Below are 19,134 nucleotides of genomic sequence, written 5' to 3' on the forward strand. Positions count from 1 at the left end.
GGCACGTGCCGGCTTTTTTAAATGCTGCGCTGGTTGACCCGCTCAGAAAGCTGCACGGCACTCTCTTTTCTTTCGCTGTAACGATCCGTCAGGTAATCACTACGACCGCGCGTCAGCAGTGTAAACTTCATCATTTCCTCCATTACATCCACGATGCGGTCATAATAAGGCGAAGGCTTCATACGGCCGTCTTCATCAAATTCAGCCCAAGCTTTTGCTACAGATGACTGGTTCGGGATGGTAAACATGCGCATCCAGCGACCCAGGATGCGCATCTGGTTGACGGCATTAAACGATTGTGAACCACCACAAACCTGCATGACGGCAAGTGTTTTGCCTTGAGAAGGTCGGACGGCCCCTGATGTAAGTGGGATCCAGTCAATTTGTGCCTTCATGATGCCGGTCATGGCGCCATGACGCTCAGGTGAGCACCAGACCATGCCTTCTGACCACATAACCATATCGCGTAACTCTGCAACTTTTGGGTGCGTCTCCGGAGCATCGTCAGGCAGTGGCAGACCGGATGGGTTAAAAATTTTCACCTCGGCCCCCATTACAGTTAATAACCTTGCTGCTTCCTCAGTTGTAAGCCTACTGTAAGAGCGTTCACGCAGCGAACCATAGAGCATCAGGATGCGGGGCGGATGCGCTACTTTTGGTGCTCTCAGCTTCTCTTCTGTAAGCGGTGCCTCCAGTAATGCTGGATCAATGTTTTTCAGAGTATTATCCAATTTGATCACAATTAAGCCTTTTGATGAGTTGTCACGGCGGAAAGGTTGCAACTGCCCCCTGCACAACATTCTTCTGTCAGAAAGGCCATCAATTTCTCCAACTGCTCATAACAAGGCCTGCAGTAAAGAGTACGACTACACCGCTCCTGGCTGACGAGTCCGGCAGATATTAGCCCGGACAGATGATGGCTTAGTGTAGAAGCCGGAATGTCTAGGCGTTTTTGCACTTCACCGACTGGCAAGCCATCCTCGCCAGCTTTAACCAGCTCACGATAAATGCCAAGGCGTGTCGTGTGTCCCAGTTCGCGTAACGCGTTTGCAGCTGAATTTAAATCCATAAGTCATCATTTCTTTATTTCCAGAATAATGGAAATGTATTCTAAGTTAAAGGATAAAAATGTTGATTACATTATTTGCTAAAGCATTGGACCCTGAGTCCAATGCAAATATCCCGCATAATCGTGCCATTCACATTAGAGATCATCCGGCATAATCAATCTACCAATTAAGGAGATCGTCATGCGTAAAGCCCGTTTTACTGAACATCAGATCATCGCCGTGATTAAGTCGGTTGAAGCCGGACGAACCGTTAAAGATGTCTGCCGCGAAGCCGGTATTTCCGAAGCCAGCTATAACAACTTGAAAGCGAAGTTCGGCGGCATGGAAACCTCTGATATCTTATAGATGAAGAATCCTGAGGACGAAACCGTCATCCGAAACAGATGTTTGTGGACCTGAGTCTCGAGTGACGCGCCCTGAAAGACCTTATTAAAAAAACTTTAAAACCAGCGATAAAGCGTAAACTGTGCCATCTGACCGTGCAATTTGCCATGAGCTCATGTCAGGCATTAAGGACATTGTCGCTGAGCAGGACGATATTTCGTTATCACCCGGATACGCGACGTGATGAGCCGATTATTATGGCGCTTATCGTGACGGCTGAACGCTATCTGTGATACGGATTTAAAAACTTTTTTCAGGTCCTTCGCAGGCAGGGCAACGCCTGGAACCATAAAAGGGTTCACCGTATTTACTGCCTGCTGAAACTGAATTTTCGCCGTAGGGGAAAACGGTGCCTGCCAGTGTGCAATCCGGCTCTGCTGGCAACACCAGAGGCGGTAAACCAGAGCGGGTCCATCGATTATGTGCATGATGCGCAGCGACGAGTGGCGCGACGGCGGCAGTGTGGACGCAGGCACGGACCACGGCACGGTCTACACCGGCGGCGCTTACGTGTCGGACCGCAGCCATGCCGGTCTGCACATTGACGGCCTGCTGCAGGCGAGCCGCCACAACCTGAAGGCAGCCTCAAATGACGACACGCGCCTGTCAACCCGTGGCACGAGCTGGCTGGCGTCGGCAGAAGTGGGGCAGGCTTTCTCCCTCAGTCCTGCTCTTGCACTGGAGCCGCAGCTGCAGTACCAGGTGCAGGGCCTGAGCCTTAACGACGGCCAGGACGAGGCGGCCTCGCTGAGCTGGTCTGACAGCCGCCGGCAGTCGGTGCGCGCCGGTCTGAAGCTGGGCACGCCACAGGACGCGAAGGCCACGCTGGCCTGGTGGGTGACGCCGTCGGTGACACAGTCGTACGCCGGACACAGTGGATTTAAAGCATCCGCGCCGGGCGTGGCGGGCTCAGAGGCATCATTCCGGAGTAACCTGTCGGGCACCAGCGTGGGCCTGAACGGAGGCGTGAATGCACGCATCCGTCAGAACGTGACGCTGGGCGTGCAGGGCGGCTGGTCTGAATCACTGCACGGCGGCGAGGCGTGCGGTTACTTCGGTCTGGTCAGTCTCGGCGTGTCGTTCCGGTAGGACGACAAATGATAAGCGGGGCATTCCTGCCCGGCTTATCAGGCAACTTAAGTTGTATGCTCCGCTCTGCGCCATGAGCGGACGTTGCTGACTTCAGGATGTACTAATCTTCTGGGAGCAGGTCAATAAAACCAAAAGATGCACCGTTCACGTGCACCTGTCCTCTCACGTCACCCGCTTCTGGCTTCGCAGCAGCGCCAGCCCACTCAGCACCGACATCGCCATCAGGTAATAGCCGGGAGCCAGGCTGGTACCGGTGGCGGTGATCAACAGCGTGCAGATCAGCGGCGCAAATCCGCCAAATACCGTCACCGCGATGTTATAGCTGATCTCCATGCCGCTGGCGCGCGTGCCCATAGGAAACAGATCGGCCATGACCGAGGGTACCGTGGAGAAGTAAATCGACTTGAGCAACGCCATCCAGCAGACCAGCACGATCAGCGTGGTGGGCGTGGTGTGATTCACCACCAGCTTAAAGGCAGGGTAGATGGTGACAATCAGTAAAATCAGCGATCCCCACATCAGCGGAACCCGGCCCACGCGCTCTGCCCACAGGCCCATAATCGGCGTCACCACGGTCAGAATTACCCCCGCCAGCAAGGTGGCGGTAAAGGCAACGGAGCCGGGCAGGTGGAGATTGCGGGTGGCGTAGGTCGGTACATAGTTGAGCATGTAGTTAACCGCCGTGGAGATCACCATCAGGCCAATCGCCAGCAACATCAGCTCTTTCTGGCGGCCAAACAGGCGTTTGAGCGGGGCGACATCAGGTTGATGGCTGGCAAAGCTGGCAGGTTCATGCGCATGGCGACGAATATAGATCCCCAGCGGGCCAATCAGCAGACCAAAGGCGAACGGAATACGCCAGCCCCAGTCCTGGATCTCGCTTTCCGTCAGGATTTTCGTTAATCCCAGGCCAAAGACCGATGCCATCAGGGTACTTGCCCCTTGCGTGGCGAATTGCCAGCTGGCGATAAAGGCTTTGCGCTCGGGAAAATGCTCCACCAGAAACGCCGTCGAGCTACCAAATTCGCCGCCGGCAGAAAAACCCTGAACCAGCCGCGCCAGCAGGATAAGTACAGGTGCAATCAGCCCAATACTGTCGTAGCCCGGCATAAAGGTAATAATGGCACCGCCCAGCATCATCAGATTGATGGAGAGCAGTAGCGCTTTTTTACGCCCGTGGCGGTCGGCATAGTTACCCAACACAATCGCGCCCAGCGGACGGATCAGAAAGGAGACACCGAAACTGCCGAAGGTCAGCAGCATAGAAACGGACGGATCGCTGGTCGGGAAGAACGCATGGGCGATATAGCTGGCAAAAAAGCCGTAAACCGCAATATCAAACCACTCCAGCGCATTACCGATGCAGGTGGCGAAAAGGGTTTTATGCAGGCTGGGTTTATTCGCGTGCAGCGGTGCAGCCGTGTTGAGCGTGCTCATGCGGCACCTCCGGCATGATGACGGTGCTTCGCCACCAGTTCGCGGCCTTGCTCGCCTAACTCCCATAACAGTCGGGTCATGATCTGCAGGCCCTCACGCGCAATCGACTTCAGCATATGTTCATTCACGCCGTGTTGGCCGCAGGCAGGATAAGAGTGCGGCACCCACAGTGTCGGCAGGCCGAGGATGTCGGAAAACACCTCGTTGGGCAGCGATCCGCCCAGGTTGGGCAGCAGCGCTGGTTTCTTACCGCTGCTTTCGGCGATGCTGGTCAGCACCCAGTCGACCAGCGGATCGGTGGGATCAAGCCGGGTGGCGGGCGATCCGCGCAGGAACTCGACCTTCACATAGCCAAAGCCGTGCTGCGTCAGATGTTCGCTGACGTGCTGCGCCAGCTTTTCCCAGTCGGTGCCCACCACAAAGCGCAGCTGACAGACCGCCGTTGCCTCACCTGGAATGGCGTTCATCGGGCGGGCAGGATTGCCGGTGAGAAAGGACAGCACCTCCAGCGTGTTCCAGCCGTACAGACGTTCCGTTGGGGTCAATGCCGGTTCGCCCCAGTTCAGATCGATCGCCGGATCGCCCGGCATCCCGCCAACGTTGATCTGGCTGAGAATGTCACGTACCTGCGGCGTCAGTGAGTCAGGCTTCAGTGCTTCAACCTGAAGTACACCCTGTGCGTTAACCAGCGCGGCGATGGCGTTAGCCAGTTGTGTGCCAGGATTGCTCAGCAAACCCCCCCAGTTGCCAGAATGATAGGCGTTGTCACGGGCCGTCACCGTCAGGCGGAAATTCACGGCACCGCGCGATCCCAGAAACAGGGTAGGTTGCACCGCATTCAGGCGCGGGCCATCCGAGGCGATAAACAGATCGGCTTTCAGCAGTTCGCCGTGCTGCCGGCACAGCTGCGCCAGGCCGGGTGAGCTGATCTCTTCGCCCATCTCAAACAGCAGCTTGCAGTTAAAGCCCAGACGTCCGCCGCGCGCCTGAAACACCTGTTCCAGCGCGGCCAGATTCACGCAGTGCTGACCTTTGTTATCTGCGCTGCCGCGGGCATACCAGCGATCGCCCTCTTCAACGAGCTGCCAGGGTATTAATCCTTCACGCCAGTTTTCATCATCGCCAAACACCACATCGCCATGGCCATAACTCAGCAGCGTAGGCAGCGCAGGATCTTCAATGCGCACCGCCACCAGAAAAGGACGATGGGCCGCTTCGGCGTTCTCAATGAAGTGGAGGGTGAAACCCAACGCACTTAGCTGTGGGCCGATTTCGTCGTGTAAATAGTGGTGTAATTCACTGTCGCGATCCTGGCGCTGGCTCTCGGTTCGCTGCGAAACACGGCGCGCCAGAACCCGCTGAAATTCCCCACTGTCGAACCAGGCGGTGGCCTGGTCTACCGCTTGCTGGGCTGTCATGTTTGCTCGTCTTTTATTCGAATTAGGGTTTTCCCATCATTTCCGAAACGCTGCTTTGCCACAATTATCAATTTATCGAGTAAGATTTGCTTTTAAAGCAAAGTTGCCTGCCCGTTTTCGAGGCATGCACCAGCATGAGGCGCGCGCATGATCAGTAATGAAATCCGCTATTTTCTTGCCGTCGCCAATGCCGGCTCGCTCAGTGCGGCAAGCGAGCAGCTGTTTATTGCGGTATCGGCGATCAGTCGTCAAATTCAGCGGCTGGAGGCGCAGGTGGGCGTGCCGCTGTTTGATCGCCACGCGCGTGGCATGGTGCTGAATGAAGCCGGGGAAATTTTTGCCCATCACGTGCGCAAAAATATGCTGGATATGGAATACGCGCTGGCGGAAATCAAAGGACTAAAAGCAGTACGCCGCACCCTGATTCGGTTGGTCTGTACCGATGGCCTGGCCTTCACCTTGCTGCCCCGCATGATCGCCGCATTTCGGGAGAATAATCCCGGCATCCTTTTTGAGATCAAGGTCGCCAGCCCACAGGGCGTATCAGAACTGATACGTAATGGCGACTGCGACCTGGCGCTGCAGTTCAGCCTGCACGCTGAGCACGGGGTTGAGATCCTCGGTTCCTGGCCTGCACCGGTGCTGTTAGTCATGCATCAGGGGCATCCACTGGCCAGCGCGCCGCAGGTAACGCTCAGCGATATCAGCCACTATCCGCTGGCACTGCCGCAGCAAAACACCACGGTACGACAGCTGTTCGAGCTGGCAAGCCATATGAGCGGCAATCTGATTGAACCGGTCGTGACCTGCGACAATTTCTCAACCCTTTTCCAGTTCCTGCTGCATACGCCATTAGCCGTCACCATTTGCAGTGCGTTCAGCGTGATACAGGAAGCCGAAGCGCACGGACTGGTTTTGCGATCCGTCAGCATCGATCAGCTAAGCCAGCGCAATCTGCAACTGCAGGTGCCTTCCGGCCGGCCCCGTAGCGCCGCGCTGGAGGTATTTTTAGCATTTGCGCGGCAGCGACTGAACGCGCTGGACGAGTCGCTGACCATATAATCCCACCGTTAACCCGATAATAATCAACAGCAAAGCAAGTATTTTTGCGGTGAGATATGCTCGCCGAATATCATCATGGAGCCTAAAATCCCGAAGACCGGCACCAGTAGTGAAAGCGGTGCGACTGTGGAAACCGGATACTGCCTGAGTAACGAATTCCATATCCAGTAGCCGAAAAGTGTATTGGGATAGACCTGGAACAAAACAGACAGCAACGCGCGGTTGTCCATGTGGCTAAAAATCTCTGTAAAGCCGTTGCTGCCGTTAATCAGCCAGTCCAGGCCAAAAAGCGGTAGCGGCGAAAATGCGCTCGACCATACCAGAAAGGCGAATACCTGTTTTGTGCCTGCCTTTTTAATAATGATGTTGGCGACGCTCCAGGCAAGCGCGTCGTTTCCGATAAAACCGCCGGGTGAATTGCTGAAGCACCCGCAGTAAAAGTATGCGAACCGCCTCTGGGTTATGGCGCTGCCTTCAATGGCTGACAGCTCGCTGACCAGGGGGCTTTACCGCGCCGTGGTCACACCATGACATCTCTCGTTAGGTAGTGTAAAGGACGTAAAAGGCTGTAAACAGGCGCGTTTTTTACCTGTGACACGCTTATCATTCCTGCTACCCGTCACTGTCACTCTGACGGTCGTGTGCCGATATAACAGAGAGCGGGGCACATACTGACCTGAACATTCATCTGCAAAGGAGAACCACCATGGATTCTTTCTTTCCTGAGGATGTCATTGATACCCTCAGTAAAACGTTCTGGCAGCGCGTCAGTGCGATGAAAGGGCTTATCGAACGTCACCAGAGTTTTCGCCTGCTGTGGTTTGGCGAGGCGCTGAAGCGTAACCGTAACTGGACGGGCATCACTGCCGAACAGGCCGTTAATCGGGCGATTAGCGAAAGTCATGGGCTGCCGCTGTCCGACGTCAAAAAAATGACGATTGCTCAGAAGTGGGTGGCGCTGGTGCCGGTGAGAAAAGCACTTTATTCCCGCCCGGATGGCAAAGCGTTTCAGTGGCTGGTGGAAAAGAAACTGGACGAGCTTGATCGTCCTTGTCGGTTTTCGGCCTAGCGTTTTTTCACGTGTTAAGGTGCGGATCTTTGGCTTATCAGGTCTGTATCACGGTCGACCTTCACAGTAAAACCTGCGCCCCGGCGGCCAGCTTATAAGGGCTGCCGAGGCAATGACGCAGCGTTACTCTGTCGCTATCGGCGTAGCATTTTCTTCTATCTTCGTATCGCCCTGAATCGCCTGGATGCGTTTTTCCACCGCATTCACCTGCTCGCTGTTATGCAGCAAGGTATAGGTCAGATCGAAGGTTGCGCTCGCGCCTGGTGCCAGCTGTTTCACACGCTTCTGTTCACGTTCAATGGTTACCGGATAGGCATAGTTGGTGCCGGGCTCAATCCCGGTGACATAGCCTTGTTTCAGCGTATCGGTATTTTTCCACAGGGTCAGCAGCGGCAGCTGTTGGGTATCAAACTGGATAGCGGCACCTTTGTTTCCGGCTTTATTCACCACGGCGGCGAGGGTCTGATGATCCTTGTCAGACAGCGGCTTGATGTTAAACACCATTTCGTCGAAGTCTTTTGTCGGGCCCTGATAAGTTTGCCAGTTTTTCAAACCGGCTTTGGCATAGTCATTAAACGGACTGATTTGCGACATCGGGGCGAGAAACCGTGCGCCTTCTTCCAGAATTGGCGTACTGAAGTTGCTGTGATAGATAATCTCGTAATCGTGTGGGTAATCGGAATGGTTGGTCAGCACGTCATGCAGGCTGAACTGATTGCTGCCCGGCACATAGCGTAATTCGGTCCACGTCTGGAGATCGGCTTTCTTAAAGGTGCTCTCTTTGATCAAACCACGGATGCGGATTTCGTGCGGGGCCGCATCCGCCACCTCGACTTCAAGCTGTGAGACCGGCGTGTTTCCAGCTTTGCCGTGCAGCGTATAGATGCGGCCTTTGTCGTTAACAGGATGGCCGGTCCATTCATAGCCGCAGCGCACCATCATCTCGTTGAACCCTTCCAGCCAGCCCAGGCCATTGCGACTTTCAAGATTGATAAAAGCGGGATTCACCACCTCTTTAACCGGTGAGTCCCAGCCCAGTCGCGTGCCAAAGCCTTCCACGCGGAGCAGGTTCATTCCCCGGATGGGAACGAGCGTGATGGTCAGGCCGTCCTGACTGCGAATCTCCAGGATCTTACTGCCTTCCTGCTTACCGCCGTGCAACACTTTCTGCTCAATGCTGAACGGCTTACCAGGGAATTTCAGCTCGTTGCTGTTAACCTGCCAGTTTCCTTTGTCCGTGCCTTGTTCAGCACTCGTCAGCACCCAGGTTTTGGCAGCCGCAGAACCAGAAATCATCACGGCTACTACCGTCAGTGCGAGTTTTGTCTTCATCATTTACCCCTTTAGCTGAATCGTTTTTTCAATCATCAGAGGAATTTACTGATTCGGATGTAACGGAAACGTGATTTTCCTCACCTGCTGGAAAATGAGGAAGGATTAAGCGTGTAAGTGGGATGTTGCTCACATTTAAAATGCTTTTTAATGGTGTTAAGTCATCTTTTTATCGGCAGTAGTCAAAAATCTGTAAACGATTCAGCCACGATGAAAAAGGGAAAATTTATTCGTAAACCAGGATTAACAAGGGAAGCGCGAAGAAAGGGCCTCGCGCATTTCCCGCAGAACACATTCACGACAGATAAAACTGGCGCTTAAAAGCAAACATATCATTCAGCAGGCAGTACTCGGGATTGCCGAGCGTGATAACCGGCGCGCGTTGGGCAATCATGGTTTTCCAGTTTGCCAGTGAATGTCGCCAGGCGGCATCTTCGTCGTCGGTTAACGGCGCAACCTGATATCCCAGCGTAATATGAAACTGGTAGCGATCGTGGTCTGGCTCGTGAATGCCGGTGACCTCTGACAGGCGATCGCGTAAATGCCGCAGGCGCTTTTCCGTATCTGCATCGGCCGTTAGCAGGCGCAGCGTTAACGGGGTTTCACGCGCAGGGGGCGCGTCCGGATTAACGCGCATGCGGTAAGGCGCGGCATCCTCGCCCAGCTTAAATGCCCGCAGACGTTCAGCCAGAATTTCATCGCACTCGTTCATCGGCATATCCAACGGCAGACCGGCGGGCCACAGGGGATAGCGTCTTGCCTTATCATTTGCACCGCCGAAAACGGTCATGTGATAGCTGGAGGGCGGCAATGCGGTGACCTTCCTTGACCAGCTTTCACCGGGTAACTCACGATAGACATCAAGCAGGGCATCGAAGGGTTCCGAGCCTTCGCCTTGCTGCGGCAGATGGCAAATGATCGTGTTTCCCTTAAACGGCAGAACCCGGCCGTCCGCGGCAAACTTACGGCCCACATCGTTAGGGCGGTGTTCCGCACCGATAGCGCGGCAGGCGGCCATGCCGCCCAGCGTGGCAATCGTACCTTTCAACAGCATTCTCCGTGTTGTCATCGTCTCACCTCAGTAATGAGCAGATTGCGGCAAAATTATTAATGGGTTCCTCGCCTGTGCGATCTTGCACGGGCATGGAGAGAGGACGTCTTCTCTGTCTGGCCGGGATGTCACAGGCCAGCAAAATCCTGATGTAATGATGAAGGGGCGATAACACACCTGCGCGGGAGCACTGATCCCGGCATCATCGTGCTGGTTAATCAAGGGGACGCGCATCTCAATCGGCCATCCTGGCGAATGTCTGTGACTAAAAGATGAAGGGAGAGTTGTAATGTCCAGAAGAGGAACCGTGCGCCTGCGTTCTCTGCTGGGTTGGGTGCATTCAGCCTGAGGGATGCAACCAACCCGGCGGGGCGGGGCGAATCGCATTTGTCCTGTTAGCCAGGGTAAGAAGTCGCCAGCGTATTCACCGCTGGCATGACGTTTCCACACCTATACATTGAGCCGATGAATAACCGTCACGAATTCATTCACCCCACGATTAATCTCCTGAAAACTGCGCGAGAGGTTGCTGATTTTGTCATTCTCGGCGGTAAGAAAGCGTTTAATTTCTTCAAGCTGCCGGGTCATGTTTTCAATAAGAGTCGTATTTTCTTCCACCACTCTGGTGATTTTAAGCGTCGCCTGCGATGTCGAGGCCGCCAGTCGCCGGACCTCTTCGGCCACCACGGCAAATCCACGTCCCGCTTCGCCTGCCCGCGCTGCCTCAATCGCAGCGTTTAACGCCAGAATATTGGTTTGCCCGGCGATGGCGTTGATCGTCGAGACGATTTCTTTAATATCCATCGAGGAATGATTGAGCTTATCGCCAATTTCTGCTGCCGCACTGACCTGTGACGACATCGATTCTGCATTGCGGATGGTTTCACCCAGTACATCATTCGCATTAAAGGTGATCTGAGACGTCTCTTCCGACGTCGTGACGGCAATGTCAGCAACCCGTTTAGCATTCTCAACACGTTCGGTAATATCAGATGCCAGTTTGATGACCTTATAAACGTGCTCAGCATCATCTTTTATCGGGTTGTAGCTGGCTTCCAGCCAGACGCGTTTGCCTGAGGCGGTGACCCGCTCAAAACGTCCAGTGAAAGCCCGGCCTTGCTGGATCTTTTGCCAAAAATCAGGGTGCTCTTTATAAAATTCATCATAGCAAAATACACGATGATGTTTGCCCTTAAGGCCATCAAGCGGGTAGCCCATTAATTTCAGAAAGTTGTCATTGGCATCAACAACCTCACCCTGCGGGGTGAACTCGATCATGGCCATAGAGTTATTTAAAGCGGTGATAATGGCTTCTTTATGCTTTAACGCTTCATGTTTATGCGTAATGTCGTGGGCGATTTTGATGACTTTTCTTACCGTGCCGTGGCGATCCTTCACGGGGAAATAGGACGCGCTTAAATACAGCCGGCTGTGATTTTTGCGAAAGCGCTCAAAAATACCGCTGAAGGAGTGACCGGCACCCAGGGTTTGCCAGAAATGCGCGTAGTCGCTGGAGCGCACGAGGTTATCATCGCAGAACAATCTATGGTGCTGACCCGCAATCTCGTTGAGCGTGTAACCCGTCAGTTCAAGAAAGGGCGCGTTTGCCGTAATGATGCTGCCGTCAGGCGTAAATTCAATCCAGCCGATGTTGGCTTTGATTGCCTGCGTGTTGGTCTGGTCATCCGCTAACCCTAATGAAGTTCTACCAGGAATAAAACGTGTCAGGGCAAACATAACGCTCTCCATCTTTTTCAGATAAAAGGGACAAACGATTTGGGCCTGTGTCGGGGAATTTTCTGCCTGTGAAAAGTAAAGCGTCCGGCGCGGGTCGTCTTAGATTATCGGCACTGATGAATTCATGTTTAGAAATAGATTAAAAAAAGTGATGTTTATCACAGTGGCAGGTAAAGCGATCCAGTGCGGGTCAAGCACGCGGACTTTCTTGCCGGGAGTCCAGCTCGAAGGTTATAAGGTAGCGTAAAATACGCGGATAGCAGTAATTTAGAGGGTTCCCTCGCCATGTTTGCTGTTCCGACTGAAAAAACGACAGGGGCAGCGGACGGCCTGCTTCAGGACGGAAGCCATTCAACATTGTCAGCATACCGGCGGGATTGTTAATCATAACTTGTTGAATGATGGCAAAAAACATTGGGGACGTTTTTGTTATCAAAATGAATCGGGGGATGACTCGATTGACAGGTGTTCGTTCAGCTGGATTGATTTTACTTCGGGCAATCCAACTGCGTTTTTATCATCGGCTTAAGCAAAGGCGCTCTGCGTAAGACAAAGGCATACTTGAGGAGGCGAAGCGCAAGGTAATGGCGTCCGCACCCCTTTCTCAGACGGACAGCAAAAGATACCGGCGATAGCGCAATCGCCAGTACCGGCCTCTGCCGGGCTGACGTGCAGACGGCGAAATTAAAAACAAAGGCGCGTACAGGCCGGAGTGAGGCAGGGGCTGACGAGCCAAACAATCACGCGCCAGCGGGTGGGGCGCTGCCGTGACGATGATATCCCAGGCGGTGTCGCCAATGTCAGCCTGCAACATCCCCTGTGCCGTCACACATTCAGTCTATGGATCACCGTAACGCATTCGTTCACACCGCTAAAAATTTCCTGAATGCTGTCTGAGAGATGAGTCATCTTGTCGTTTTCCGTCGTGAGAAAACTGTTGATGCCATCAAGCTGCTGATGCATATCGCCGATAAGACTGGCATTTTCTTCAACCACCTTGCTGATTTTCTGCGTCGCCTGAGAGGTGGAAGCGGCGAGACGTCTGACTTCTTCCGCGACTACCGCAAACCCACGTCCCGCTTCGCCCGCGCGAGCGGCCTCAATGGCGGCGTTCAGCGCCAGAATATTGGTTTGTCCGGCAATGTTGTGAATCGTGGAGACAATCTCTTTGATGTCTTTGGCCGAATAATTCAGTTTGTCACTGATCTGCGCAGCGACTGTTACCTGAGAGGCCATGGATTCCGCATTTCGCACCGTTTCGCTCAGAACTTCATTGGTATTCGCGATGAGATGCGACGTTTTTTCAGAGGTATTCATGGCGATATCTGCAACCTCCTGCGCCGTGACGACACGTTGGGTGATATCGGAAGCCAGCTTAATCACTTTATAAATATGCCCCGCGGCATCCTTAACCGGGTTGTAGTTGGCCTCAAGCCAGACACGTTTTCCTGACGCCGTTACCCTTTCAAAACGCCCGGTAAACGCGCGTCCATGTTGTATTTTCTGCCAAAAATCAGGATGTTCTTTGTAAAAGGTATCAAAACAGAACATGCGGTGGTGTTTACCCTGAATCGCCGCAAGATCGTATTCCATTAGCGTCAGAAAGTTTTTATTGGCGTTGAGGATCTCGCCCTGCGGAGTAAACTCGATCATCGCCATGGTGTTGTTCAATGCAGTAATAATCGCTTCTTTATGCGTCAGCTCTTCGTGCCGGTCAGTGATGTCATTGGCGATTTTGATGATTTTCTTCACGGTGCCGTGTTTGTCTTTCACGGGGAAATAGTTGGCGCTTAAGTAGAGCAAACTTTTATTTTTTCTGTAGCGTTCAAAGATGCCGCTGAAAGACTGGCCCGATGCCAGGGTTGCCCAGAATTCGGCATACTCACGAGAGCGCACAAAGTCTGGCTTACAGAACATACGATGATGCTGGCCGGTAATTTCACTGAGCTGGTAGCCCGTAACCGCCAGGAAGACCGGGTTGGCCGTAAGAATGATGCCCTCGGGCGTAAATTCAATCCAGCCGCTACAGGCTTTAATCGCCTGTACGTTACTCCGATCGTCGGACACATTCAGCGGGGTTTTGCCCGCGTTAAAACGCATAGAGGAAAACATAGCACTCTCCATTTATAGCCGTATAAAGGTCAAAGAGGGGTTGACCACGTAGTGGAGAGACAGCGACCTGTTTACAGGGAGGTCGATCGGCTCGGGTCCACTAACGTTATCGGCATCGCGCGTGTCATATTTAGGTCACATTTCGGACACAACTAAACTCTGGAGAGGTGCATCACGCGATTCACAAAGGGCATGCGGTGGCGTCAACAAGGCACGTGCCCTTCAGCGAGGGTTCCGCTCTCAGCACCGCCGGAGTCGGGGGGCGGATGGTGCTGCAATGAAGCGGCCTGAAACCGCGTTATGACGGGTTATCCGGTATTGCACTGCGCAAAAACTCAGGGATGGCAGGGCGTCCGTTTTCCAGACAGGTGCCGGTGAAAACCGCCTCGGCATAAACGACATTATCCACCAGAATTTGTTGAATGAAGTTAACGCGGTTGCGTTTTTCATTGGCCGCCAGTTTACAGGTCACCTGCATCTCATCGCCTTTCTTCAGGCTCTTTTTAAAGCGCAGGGTGTACTCCAGCAGCATATGAATACGACCCGCGGTAAACTCTTCTTCAAGATCGACACCAAGGTGCTCTTTCATAAAAGCGTGACGTGTCCATTCCATATAAAACGGATAGTAGAGTCCGTCCACCACGCCCTGAAAATCGATGTGCTTTTCGTCAACCTGATACGTTTTCGTAAACATAATAGCGCCAGTAGTGAGTGAGGTTATGCTCACTTTAGTGATCAACGGCGCTTTGTGAAATGCTTTTTATTGGGAATGCGCGTGGACCGCGTGCAGTGATATATCATGCTGTAACAGGGCCGGGCCAGCGAGGCGCTGGCCCGGGTGAGGCGATAAAACGTGGTTATCGGAAGAAAAGTGCGTCGGTTATTGGAAAGACGGCGCCGCGAGAGTGCCGCTTCTTTCGGTGCGGAAAATAGACACTGCGTTGCGCAGCATCACAGTTTGTTCCAGCATGCCCTGCGCGGCGGAGGAAACCTGCTGAACGAGCGCGGCGTTCTGCTGGGTAACCTGATCCATCTGGCTAACGGCAATGCTGACCTGACCGATACCATTGCTCTGCTCATCCGACGCGATGGTGATTTCGCCCATAATGGTCGTTACGCCCTGCACCGATTTCACGATCTCCTCCATCGTATTACCGGCTTCTCTTGCCAGTCCTGAGCCTTTCGCCACATGCTCGACCGACTGTGTGATCAAATCTTTGATCTCTTTGGCAGCGGTGGAACTGCGTAAGGCCAGCGAACGCACCTCACCGGCGACGACCGCAAATCCGCGTCCACCTTCGCCCGCTCTTGCGGCTTCAACGGCGGCGTTAAGTGCCAGGATATTGGTCTGGAATGCAATGCCTTCAATAACTGAAATGATTTCGGCAACTTTGCCCGAGCTTTCTGAAATAGAGCGCATGGTTTCCACCACCTGTTTCACGACATCCCCGCCCTGGATCGCCACATGTGATGTGGTGTCGGCCTGAGTATTCGCGTGACGTGCGTTGTCAGTATTCTGACGAACGGTGGCGGTAAGTTCTTCCATGCTGGCAGCCGTTTGTTCAAGCGCGGCTGCCTGCTCTTCTGTGCGCTGAGCCAGATCGATATTGCCCTGTGCTATTTCGTTGGCTGAATTGTTGATCAGCTCCGCAGACGACTGAATGCCGCTGACGATGGTGACCAACTGCTGACGCATGGCTTCAAGCGACGCCATCAGGCTGCCCTGGCCTTTAAGCGGAACAGCAATGTCCACGGTCAGGTTGCCCTGCGCAATCATTCCGGCAATATCAGCCGCCGCTTTTGGTTCGCCGCCCAGTGCGCGGATAATACTGCGCGTAATAATCGTTCCCAGAATAACAGAAAGCAGAATCGTAATGATACCGGCCAGGCTCAGCGTCATTTTGGTCGCAAAGGCCAGGCTGTTCACCTCTTCAGAGCGTTTAACTAACAGCGTGGCTTCCACGTTGTTGAATTCTGCGGCAAGGGCGCGATAGCGATCCATAAATGCCTTATCGCGGCCCTCCTGAAAGAAATGCGTCAGCGTTTCCAGCGGTTGTTTGCCGCTGTTTACATCCCGGCGCAAGGCGATAAGTTGATCGTCCACAGCCTGAACACGGTTATGCAGTTCAAGCAGCGAGGTTAGCCTTTGCTGCTGCTCGGCATTATCCGCCGTCATACTGCGCAGCTGATTGTACTTCTGATCGAAAGCGGTTTTACCGGCGTTAAACGGTGCCAGGAAATTGTCATTGCCTGAAACAACAAACCCACGCACGCCCGTCTCCATATTCACCATATCGGTCAGCATACTGTCGCTGACGCTCATGACCTGATAACTGTGGATGTTCCAGGTGTTAGCCTGACGCAGTTTAAGAAAATTGGCGATCGACAAGCTGCTGCCAATCAGCGAAACAATAACGATGATGCCGAACGCGAAGGCGATTTTACGGCCGGTTGTGATTTTCATGTTTTTCCCCGATAAGTGATCTTATTATTTTGTGATGAAAGCCATTACATTTCGTTTATCGGCAAAGAAAAGTGGCAGTTTATAACCGCCCATCCTTTTTTTATAGAACCTGTCCTTAAGATTAGCTGTGGATAATTACCTGAGTTATCTATAGGTAGGATACAATGCCGTGGAGATAACATAACCATAGGTTATGAACGGTAACGTGACATTTACCCGTTTCGTAAACACTGGACTAAACAGCGTAGTAAAGAGAGCAATTTGGCTTTGCTGAGATGAAGGGATTCAAAACGCTACTGCTGAGAAAAATATAAAGAAAGTTGCTGATGGATAGGTATAAAAAGTGTCGCTTTCATTCGAAATAATGAAAGCGACAGAGCAGTTAAATAACGTCGTTTTTATTAACTGCGATGATTAGCCTTTATTATCTGTCTGCGCATGAGCGCCCGTTTGGGTGTGGTGCATCGTTGGGCTCACAGGAAGCTCAGAATAGGTTTGCGTATCATAAATTACCCCTTCTTCAGCGGATTTAAGCAACATACCTGCCTGATAGTATTTGTCCTGTTTCATCATCGCGAGTGCGCTGGAAACATCGTTTTCAGTCTGCTGCAACGGCATCAGTTCCTGCGTTTCGGTAACGGCAACGCCTGCCAGTTTCAGTGCATCAAGCGCGCCCTGTTTATCACCCGCTTTGATATGCTGGTTGGCCTGATCGATGGCATCATTTTTCTGTTTCGAAAACTGATAATCTTCTGAAACGGAGACGTCGGAACCGATACGAATATAGTTATCGCCATTCATGGGGGCTTTCTTGTCGTAGCGGATATATTTGGTCCAGTCCACGCTATTATCTTTCAGGTAGGTTTCTGCCTGGGTGGCCAGCGCTTTTGCCTGTTGCGTCTGACCGTTAAATAACGCGTTGCGAGAAAGCTGAATATCATTCATCGCCTGAGCCGCCTGCGCGGATACGACTTCGTTATTTAACGTGTGGCTGTCTTTAAAAGATTCAGCGGCAGCGGCTCCGCCAGTAAACACTAATACGGCTACAATCATTGAGCTAACAATCATCTTTTTCATGATATTAATCCTCTGTATGTATGCATCCGAAAGGTGCTAACGTCTTTAATTACATAAAGCGTGCCTTATTACAGGTAATAAATATTTCCGGAAAAGTCATAGACAGTGATTGTCAGATGAATATCGCAGTCTGGGTTTTGCTACTGTGGAAATGATTATCCAGAACAGCATTACTGACACAGAAACGATCGGGAGCCGCGCTGTCTGAGGCGTAATCTTTTACAGGGCAGTGGCTGCCACCCAGTTGGGTAAAAAACATGTCGCCAGAAAAGCATGCTTCGGTAAGGTGTACATCCTGCTGTGACGGGTTTTCACACTGGCTGCCGTGAAAAGAAAGGGTCATTAACCGGGCCATAATTTATCTCCTTGATGTCGTGCTGACGTCTTTAATTAACACCCGAAAGATATTTAAGTGTGATTGTGAGTTTGCAGAAAAATGTCATCGTTACATTTGTCATGTTTATTTTTCATTAAAATTCATTGGGTTAGATGAATGAACTTGTAACAGCTCCTCCGTTCTTTAAGAAACCTGAGTTTTCTATAGAAGAAAACGTACAGGCTGACATCAGGTTGAATTTTCATCATCCTGTTAACAGGAAATTCAGGCGGGTAACAGCAGAGGAAACACACTGTCTTTTTCCCCTTTAGATTTTGTCGTGTGCTGGCCCGGTGGCCGTTAAGCGTGGGAAATCCTGTTTGTGCGGATTTTATCCGCGTCTCGTCTTCTTTTGAGTAGGCTGCTTTACACAACGTCTGGCACTGGCAAAATAGTCATTTCCCTTTCCAGTAATCGCTATGTCTGAAGAAGCTCTGCGGCAGCAAATCGCGAATTTAAAAAAGCACAATGCGCGATTAAAGCGTATTGCGCACGATGCCCGTAATAAATTAAGCGCCGCACTGGACGGAACAGGACTGTGCCTGTGGCAGCTGGATATTCCCAGCGGCAAACTGGTCATTTTTAACCGACGCTGGGGATCGATGCTGGGTTTTCAGCCCAAAGAAGTCGGTGCGCATTTCGACGTATGGAAATCCTGCCTGCATCCGGACGATGCCAGCGACGTATTGAAGGCTTTCTACGATCATATTAACGGAAAGGCACCTTTCTATGAGGCGTTGCACCGCATGGTGGGCAAAACGGGCAAGATCACCTGGGTACTGGATCGCGGTCGGGTCAGCGAATGGGACGAGCAGGGAAGGCCCATCAAAGTAACGGGCACCCATATTGATATGACCAAAGAGAAACAGTACGAAGAGCAGCTGGCGACGCTGGCGATGCACGATCCGCTTACGCAGTTAACTAACCGTCATGCATTACTCACCCATTTTCGCGATATGAAAACGGAAGCTGTGTTTTGCATTGCCTTTATTGATTTAGATAATTTCAAACACGTCAACGATACGCTAGGGCATCGCAGCGGCGACGAGGTTCTGATTCAGCTCAGCCAGCGCTTTATCGCCGCCTGTCCGTCTAATGTCATTATTGGCCGACTGGGCGGAGATGAATTTGTTTTGTTGATCCCTTTCGCCTTGTCCCATCCGCTCACAGATAAACTCACACAAGCCTGTCTTAAAGCTGCCCTCCAGCCTTTCGAACTGGCCAACGGTACGGCGTCTATTGGCGCGTCGATTGGTGTGGTTCAGGTTAACAGCCTTGAGAACTTTGACAGCGCGCTCGCCCGGGCCGATGAGGCTATGTACAGCATCAAAAAAAATGGCAAATGTGGCGTCGCCCTGTCACACGGGGAAGGCTAATAAGGACGCTTCCCGCGACTGGAATATTTTTCGCCCTCTGCCAGGCTTGTCTGGTATCGCCATTCTGCCAGCGCTGT

At 52.5% G+C, this 19,134-nt stretch carries 16 protein-coding genes and 2 pseudogenes; 5 read left to right on the forward strand and 13 right to left on the reverse strand.

The features are described 5' to 3' along the window. Positions 1–17: 17 nt before the first annotated feature. Both arsH and GKC68_RS04435 read right to left on the reverse strand, forming a co-directional pair. Positions 18–731 carry an arsenical resistance protein ArsH gene (arsH, locus tag GKC68_RS04430; RefSeq protein ID WP_181427614.1) on the reverse strand — a complete coding sequence of 238 codons (714 nt, stop codon included), beginning with the start codon at positions 729–731 and terminating at the stop codon, positions 18–20. Between the two features lie 11 nt (positions 732–742). Then, complete coding sequence (locus tag GKC68_RS04435; RefSeq protein ID WP_110983062.1) at positions 743–1,069, reverse strand: metalloregulator ArsR/SmtB family transcription factor; 327 nt, start codon at positions 1,067–1,069, stop codon at positions 743–745. Positions 1,070–1,250: 181 nt separating this feature from the next. On the opposite strand from GKC68_RS04435, the pseudogene GKC68_RS04440 reads away from it, so the two are divergent. Then, positions 1,251–1,888: pseudogene (locus GKC68_RS04440) on the forward strand (transposase); the annotation flags it as partial. A 28-nt stretch (positions 1,889–1,916) separates the two neighbouring features. Further along, positions 1,917–2,543, forward strand: a complete 627-nt coding sequence (locus GKC68_RS04445) for an autotransporter outer membrane beta-barrel domain-containing protein (protein WP_263793728.1) — start codon at positions 1,917–1,919, stop codon at positions 2,541–2,543. 165 nt (positions 2,544–2,708) lie between these two features. On the opposite strand, the gene GKC68_RS04450 is transcribed toward GKC68_RS04445, so the two are convergent. Then, complete coding sequence (locus GKC68_RS04450) at positions 2,709–3,983, reverse strand: MFS transporter (protein WP_342656621.1); 1,275 nt, start codon at positions 3,981–3,983, stop codon at positions 2,709–2,711. After that, positions 3,980–5,401: a M20 family metallopeptidase gene (locus tag GKC68_RS04455; protein ID WP_047713941.1), complete on the reverse strand. Its 1,422-nt coding sequence runs from the start codon at positions 5,399–5,401 to the stop codon at positions 3,980–3,982. Before GKC68_RS04455 ends, GKC68_RS04450 begins: the two co-directional genes overlap by 4 nt. A 147-nt stretch (positions 5,402–5,548) precedes the next feature. On the opposite strand from GKC68_RS04455, the gene GKC68_RS04460 reads away from it, so the two are divergent. Then, positions 5,549–6,463 (forward strand): LysR family transcriptional regulator, encoded by a 915-nt coding sequence (locus GKC68_RS04460; protein ID WP_089527822.1) that lies wholly within the window; start codon positions 5,549–5,551, stop codon positions 6,461–6,463. On the opposite strand, the pseudogene GKC68_RS04465 reads toward GKC68_RS04460, so the two are convergent. Then, positions 6,410–6,852 (reverse strand): annotated as a pseudogene (locus GKC68_RS04465) (EamA family transporter); the annotation flags it as partial. The gene GKC68_RS04460 and the pseudogene GKC68_RS04465 overlap by 54 nt on opposite strands. Positions 6,853–7,169: 317 nt before the next feature. On the opposite strand from GKC68_RS04465, the gene GKC68_RS04470 reads away from it, so the two are divergent. Beyond that, positions 7,170–7,532 carry a hypothetical protein gene (locus GKC68_RS04470; protein WP_089527821.1) on the forward strand — a complete coding sequence of 121 codons (363 nt, stop codon included), beginning with the start codon at positions 7,170–7,172 and terminating at the stop codon, positions 7,530–7,532. Positions 7,533–7,655: 123 nt separating this feature from the next. On the opposite strand, the gene GKC68_RS04475 is transcribed toward GKC68_RS04470, so the two are convergent. The 8 genes from GKC68_RS04475 to GKC68_RS04510 all read right to left on the reverse strand — a co-directional run bounded on the left by GKC68_RS04475 (position 7,656) and on the right by GKC68_RS04510 (position 17,660). Then, positions 7,656–8,864: an aldose 1-epimerase family protein gene (locus GKC68_RS04475; protein WP_342656873.1), complete on the reverse strand. Its 1,209-nt coding sequence runs from the start codon at positions 8,862–8,864 to the stop codon at positions 7,656–7,658. A 295-nt stretch (positions 8,865–9,159) separates the two neighbouring features. Further along, positions 9,160–9,933, reverse strand: coding sequence for a DUF1868 domain-containing protein (locus GKC68_RS04480; protein ID WP_028722902.1), 774 nt, complete (start codon positions 9,931–9,933; stop codon positions 9,160–9,162). Between the two features lie 432 nt (positions 9,934–10,365). Further along, on the reverse strand, positions 10,366–11,652 hold the full coding sequence (locus tag GKC68_RS04485) for a PAS domain-containing methyl-accepting chemotaxis protein (RefSeq protein WP_028722901.1): 1,287 nt from the start codon (positions 11,650–11,652) through the stop codon (positions 10,366–10,368). An 825-nt stretch (positions 11,653–12,477) separates the two neighbouring features. Further along, positions 12,478–13,764 (reverse strand): PAS domain-containing methyl-accepting chemotaxis protein, encoded by a 1,287-nt coding sequence (locus GKC68_RS04490; RefSeq protein ID WP_342656622.1) that lies wholly within the window; start codon positions 13,762–13,764, stop codon positions 12,478–12,480. A gap of 298 nt (positions 13,765–14,062) precedes the next feature. Continuing rightward, positions 14,063–14,458: an acyl-CoA thioesterase gene (locus tag GKC68_RS04495; protein ID WP_028722898.1), complete on the reverse strand. Its 396-nt coding sequence runs from the start codon at positions 14,456–14,458 to the stop codon at positions 14,063–14,065. A 186-nt stretch (positions 14,459–14,644) separates the two neighbouring features. Next, positions 14,645–16,228, reverse strand: coding sequence for a methyl-accepting chemotaxis protein (locus tag GKC68_RS04500; RefSeq protein ID WP_342656623.1), 1,584 nt, complete (start codon positions 16,226–16,228; stop codon positions 14,645–14,647). Between the two features lie 414 nt (positions 16,229–16,642). After that, complete coding sequence (locus tag GKC68_RS04505) at positions 16,643–17,305, reverse strand: YfdX family protein (RefSeq protein WP_089527818.1); 663 nt, start codon at positions 17,303–17,305, stop codon at positions 16,643–16,645. Positions 17,306–17,417: 112 nt separating this feature from the next. After that, entirely contained in the window at positions 17,418–17,660 is a 243-nt protein-coding gene (locus GKC68_RS04510; protein WP_028722895.1) for a hypothetical protein, read from the reverse strand. A gap of 440 nt (positions 17,661–18,100) precedes the next feature. Here GKC68_RS04510 and GKC68_RS04515 point away from each other — a divergent pair, with 440 nt between their 5' ends. Further along, positions 18,101–19,057, forward strand: coding sequence for a sensor domain-containing diguanylate cyclase (locus GKC68_RS04515; RefSeq protein ID WP_342656624.1), 957 nt, complete (start codon positions 18,101–18,103; stop codon positions 19,055–19,057). The last annotated feature ends 77 nt before the right edge of the window (positions 19,058–19,134 follow it).

This window comes from Pantoea sp. RSPAM1, from assembly GCF_038816185.1.
Lineage (GTDB): Bacteria > Pseudomonadota > Gammaproteobacteria > Enterobacterales > Enterobacteriaceae > Pantoea > Pantoea ananatis.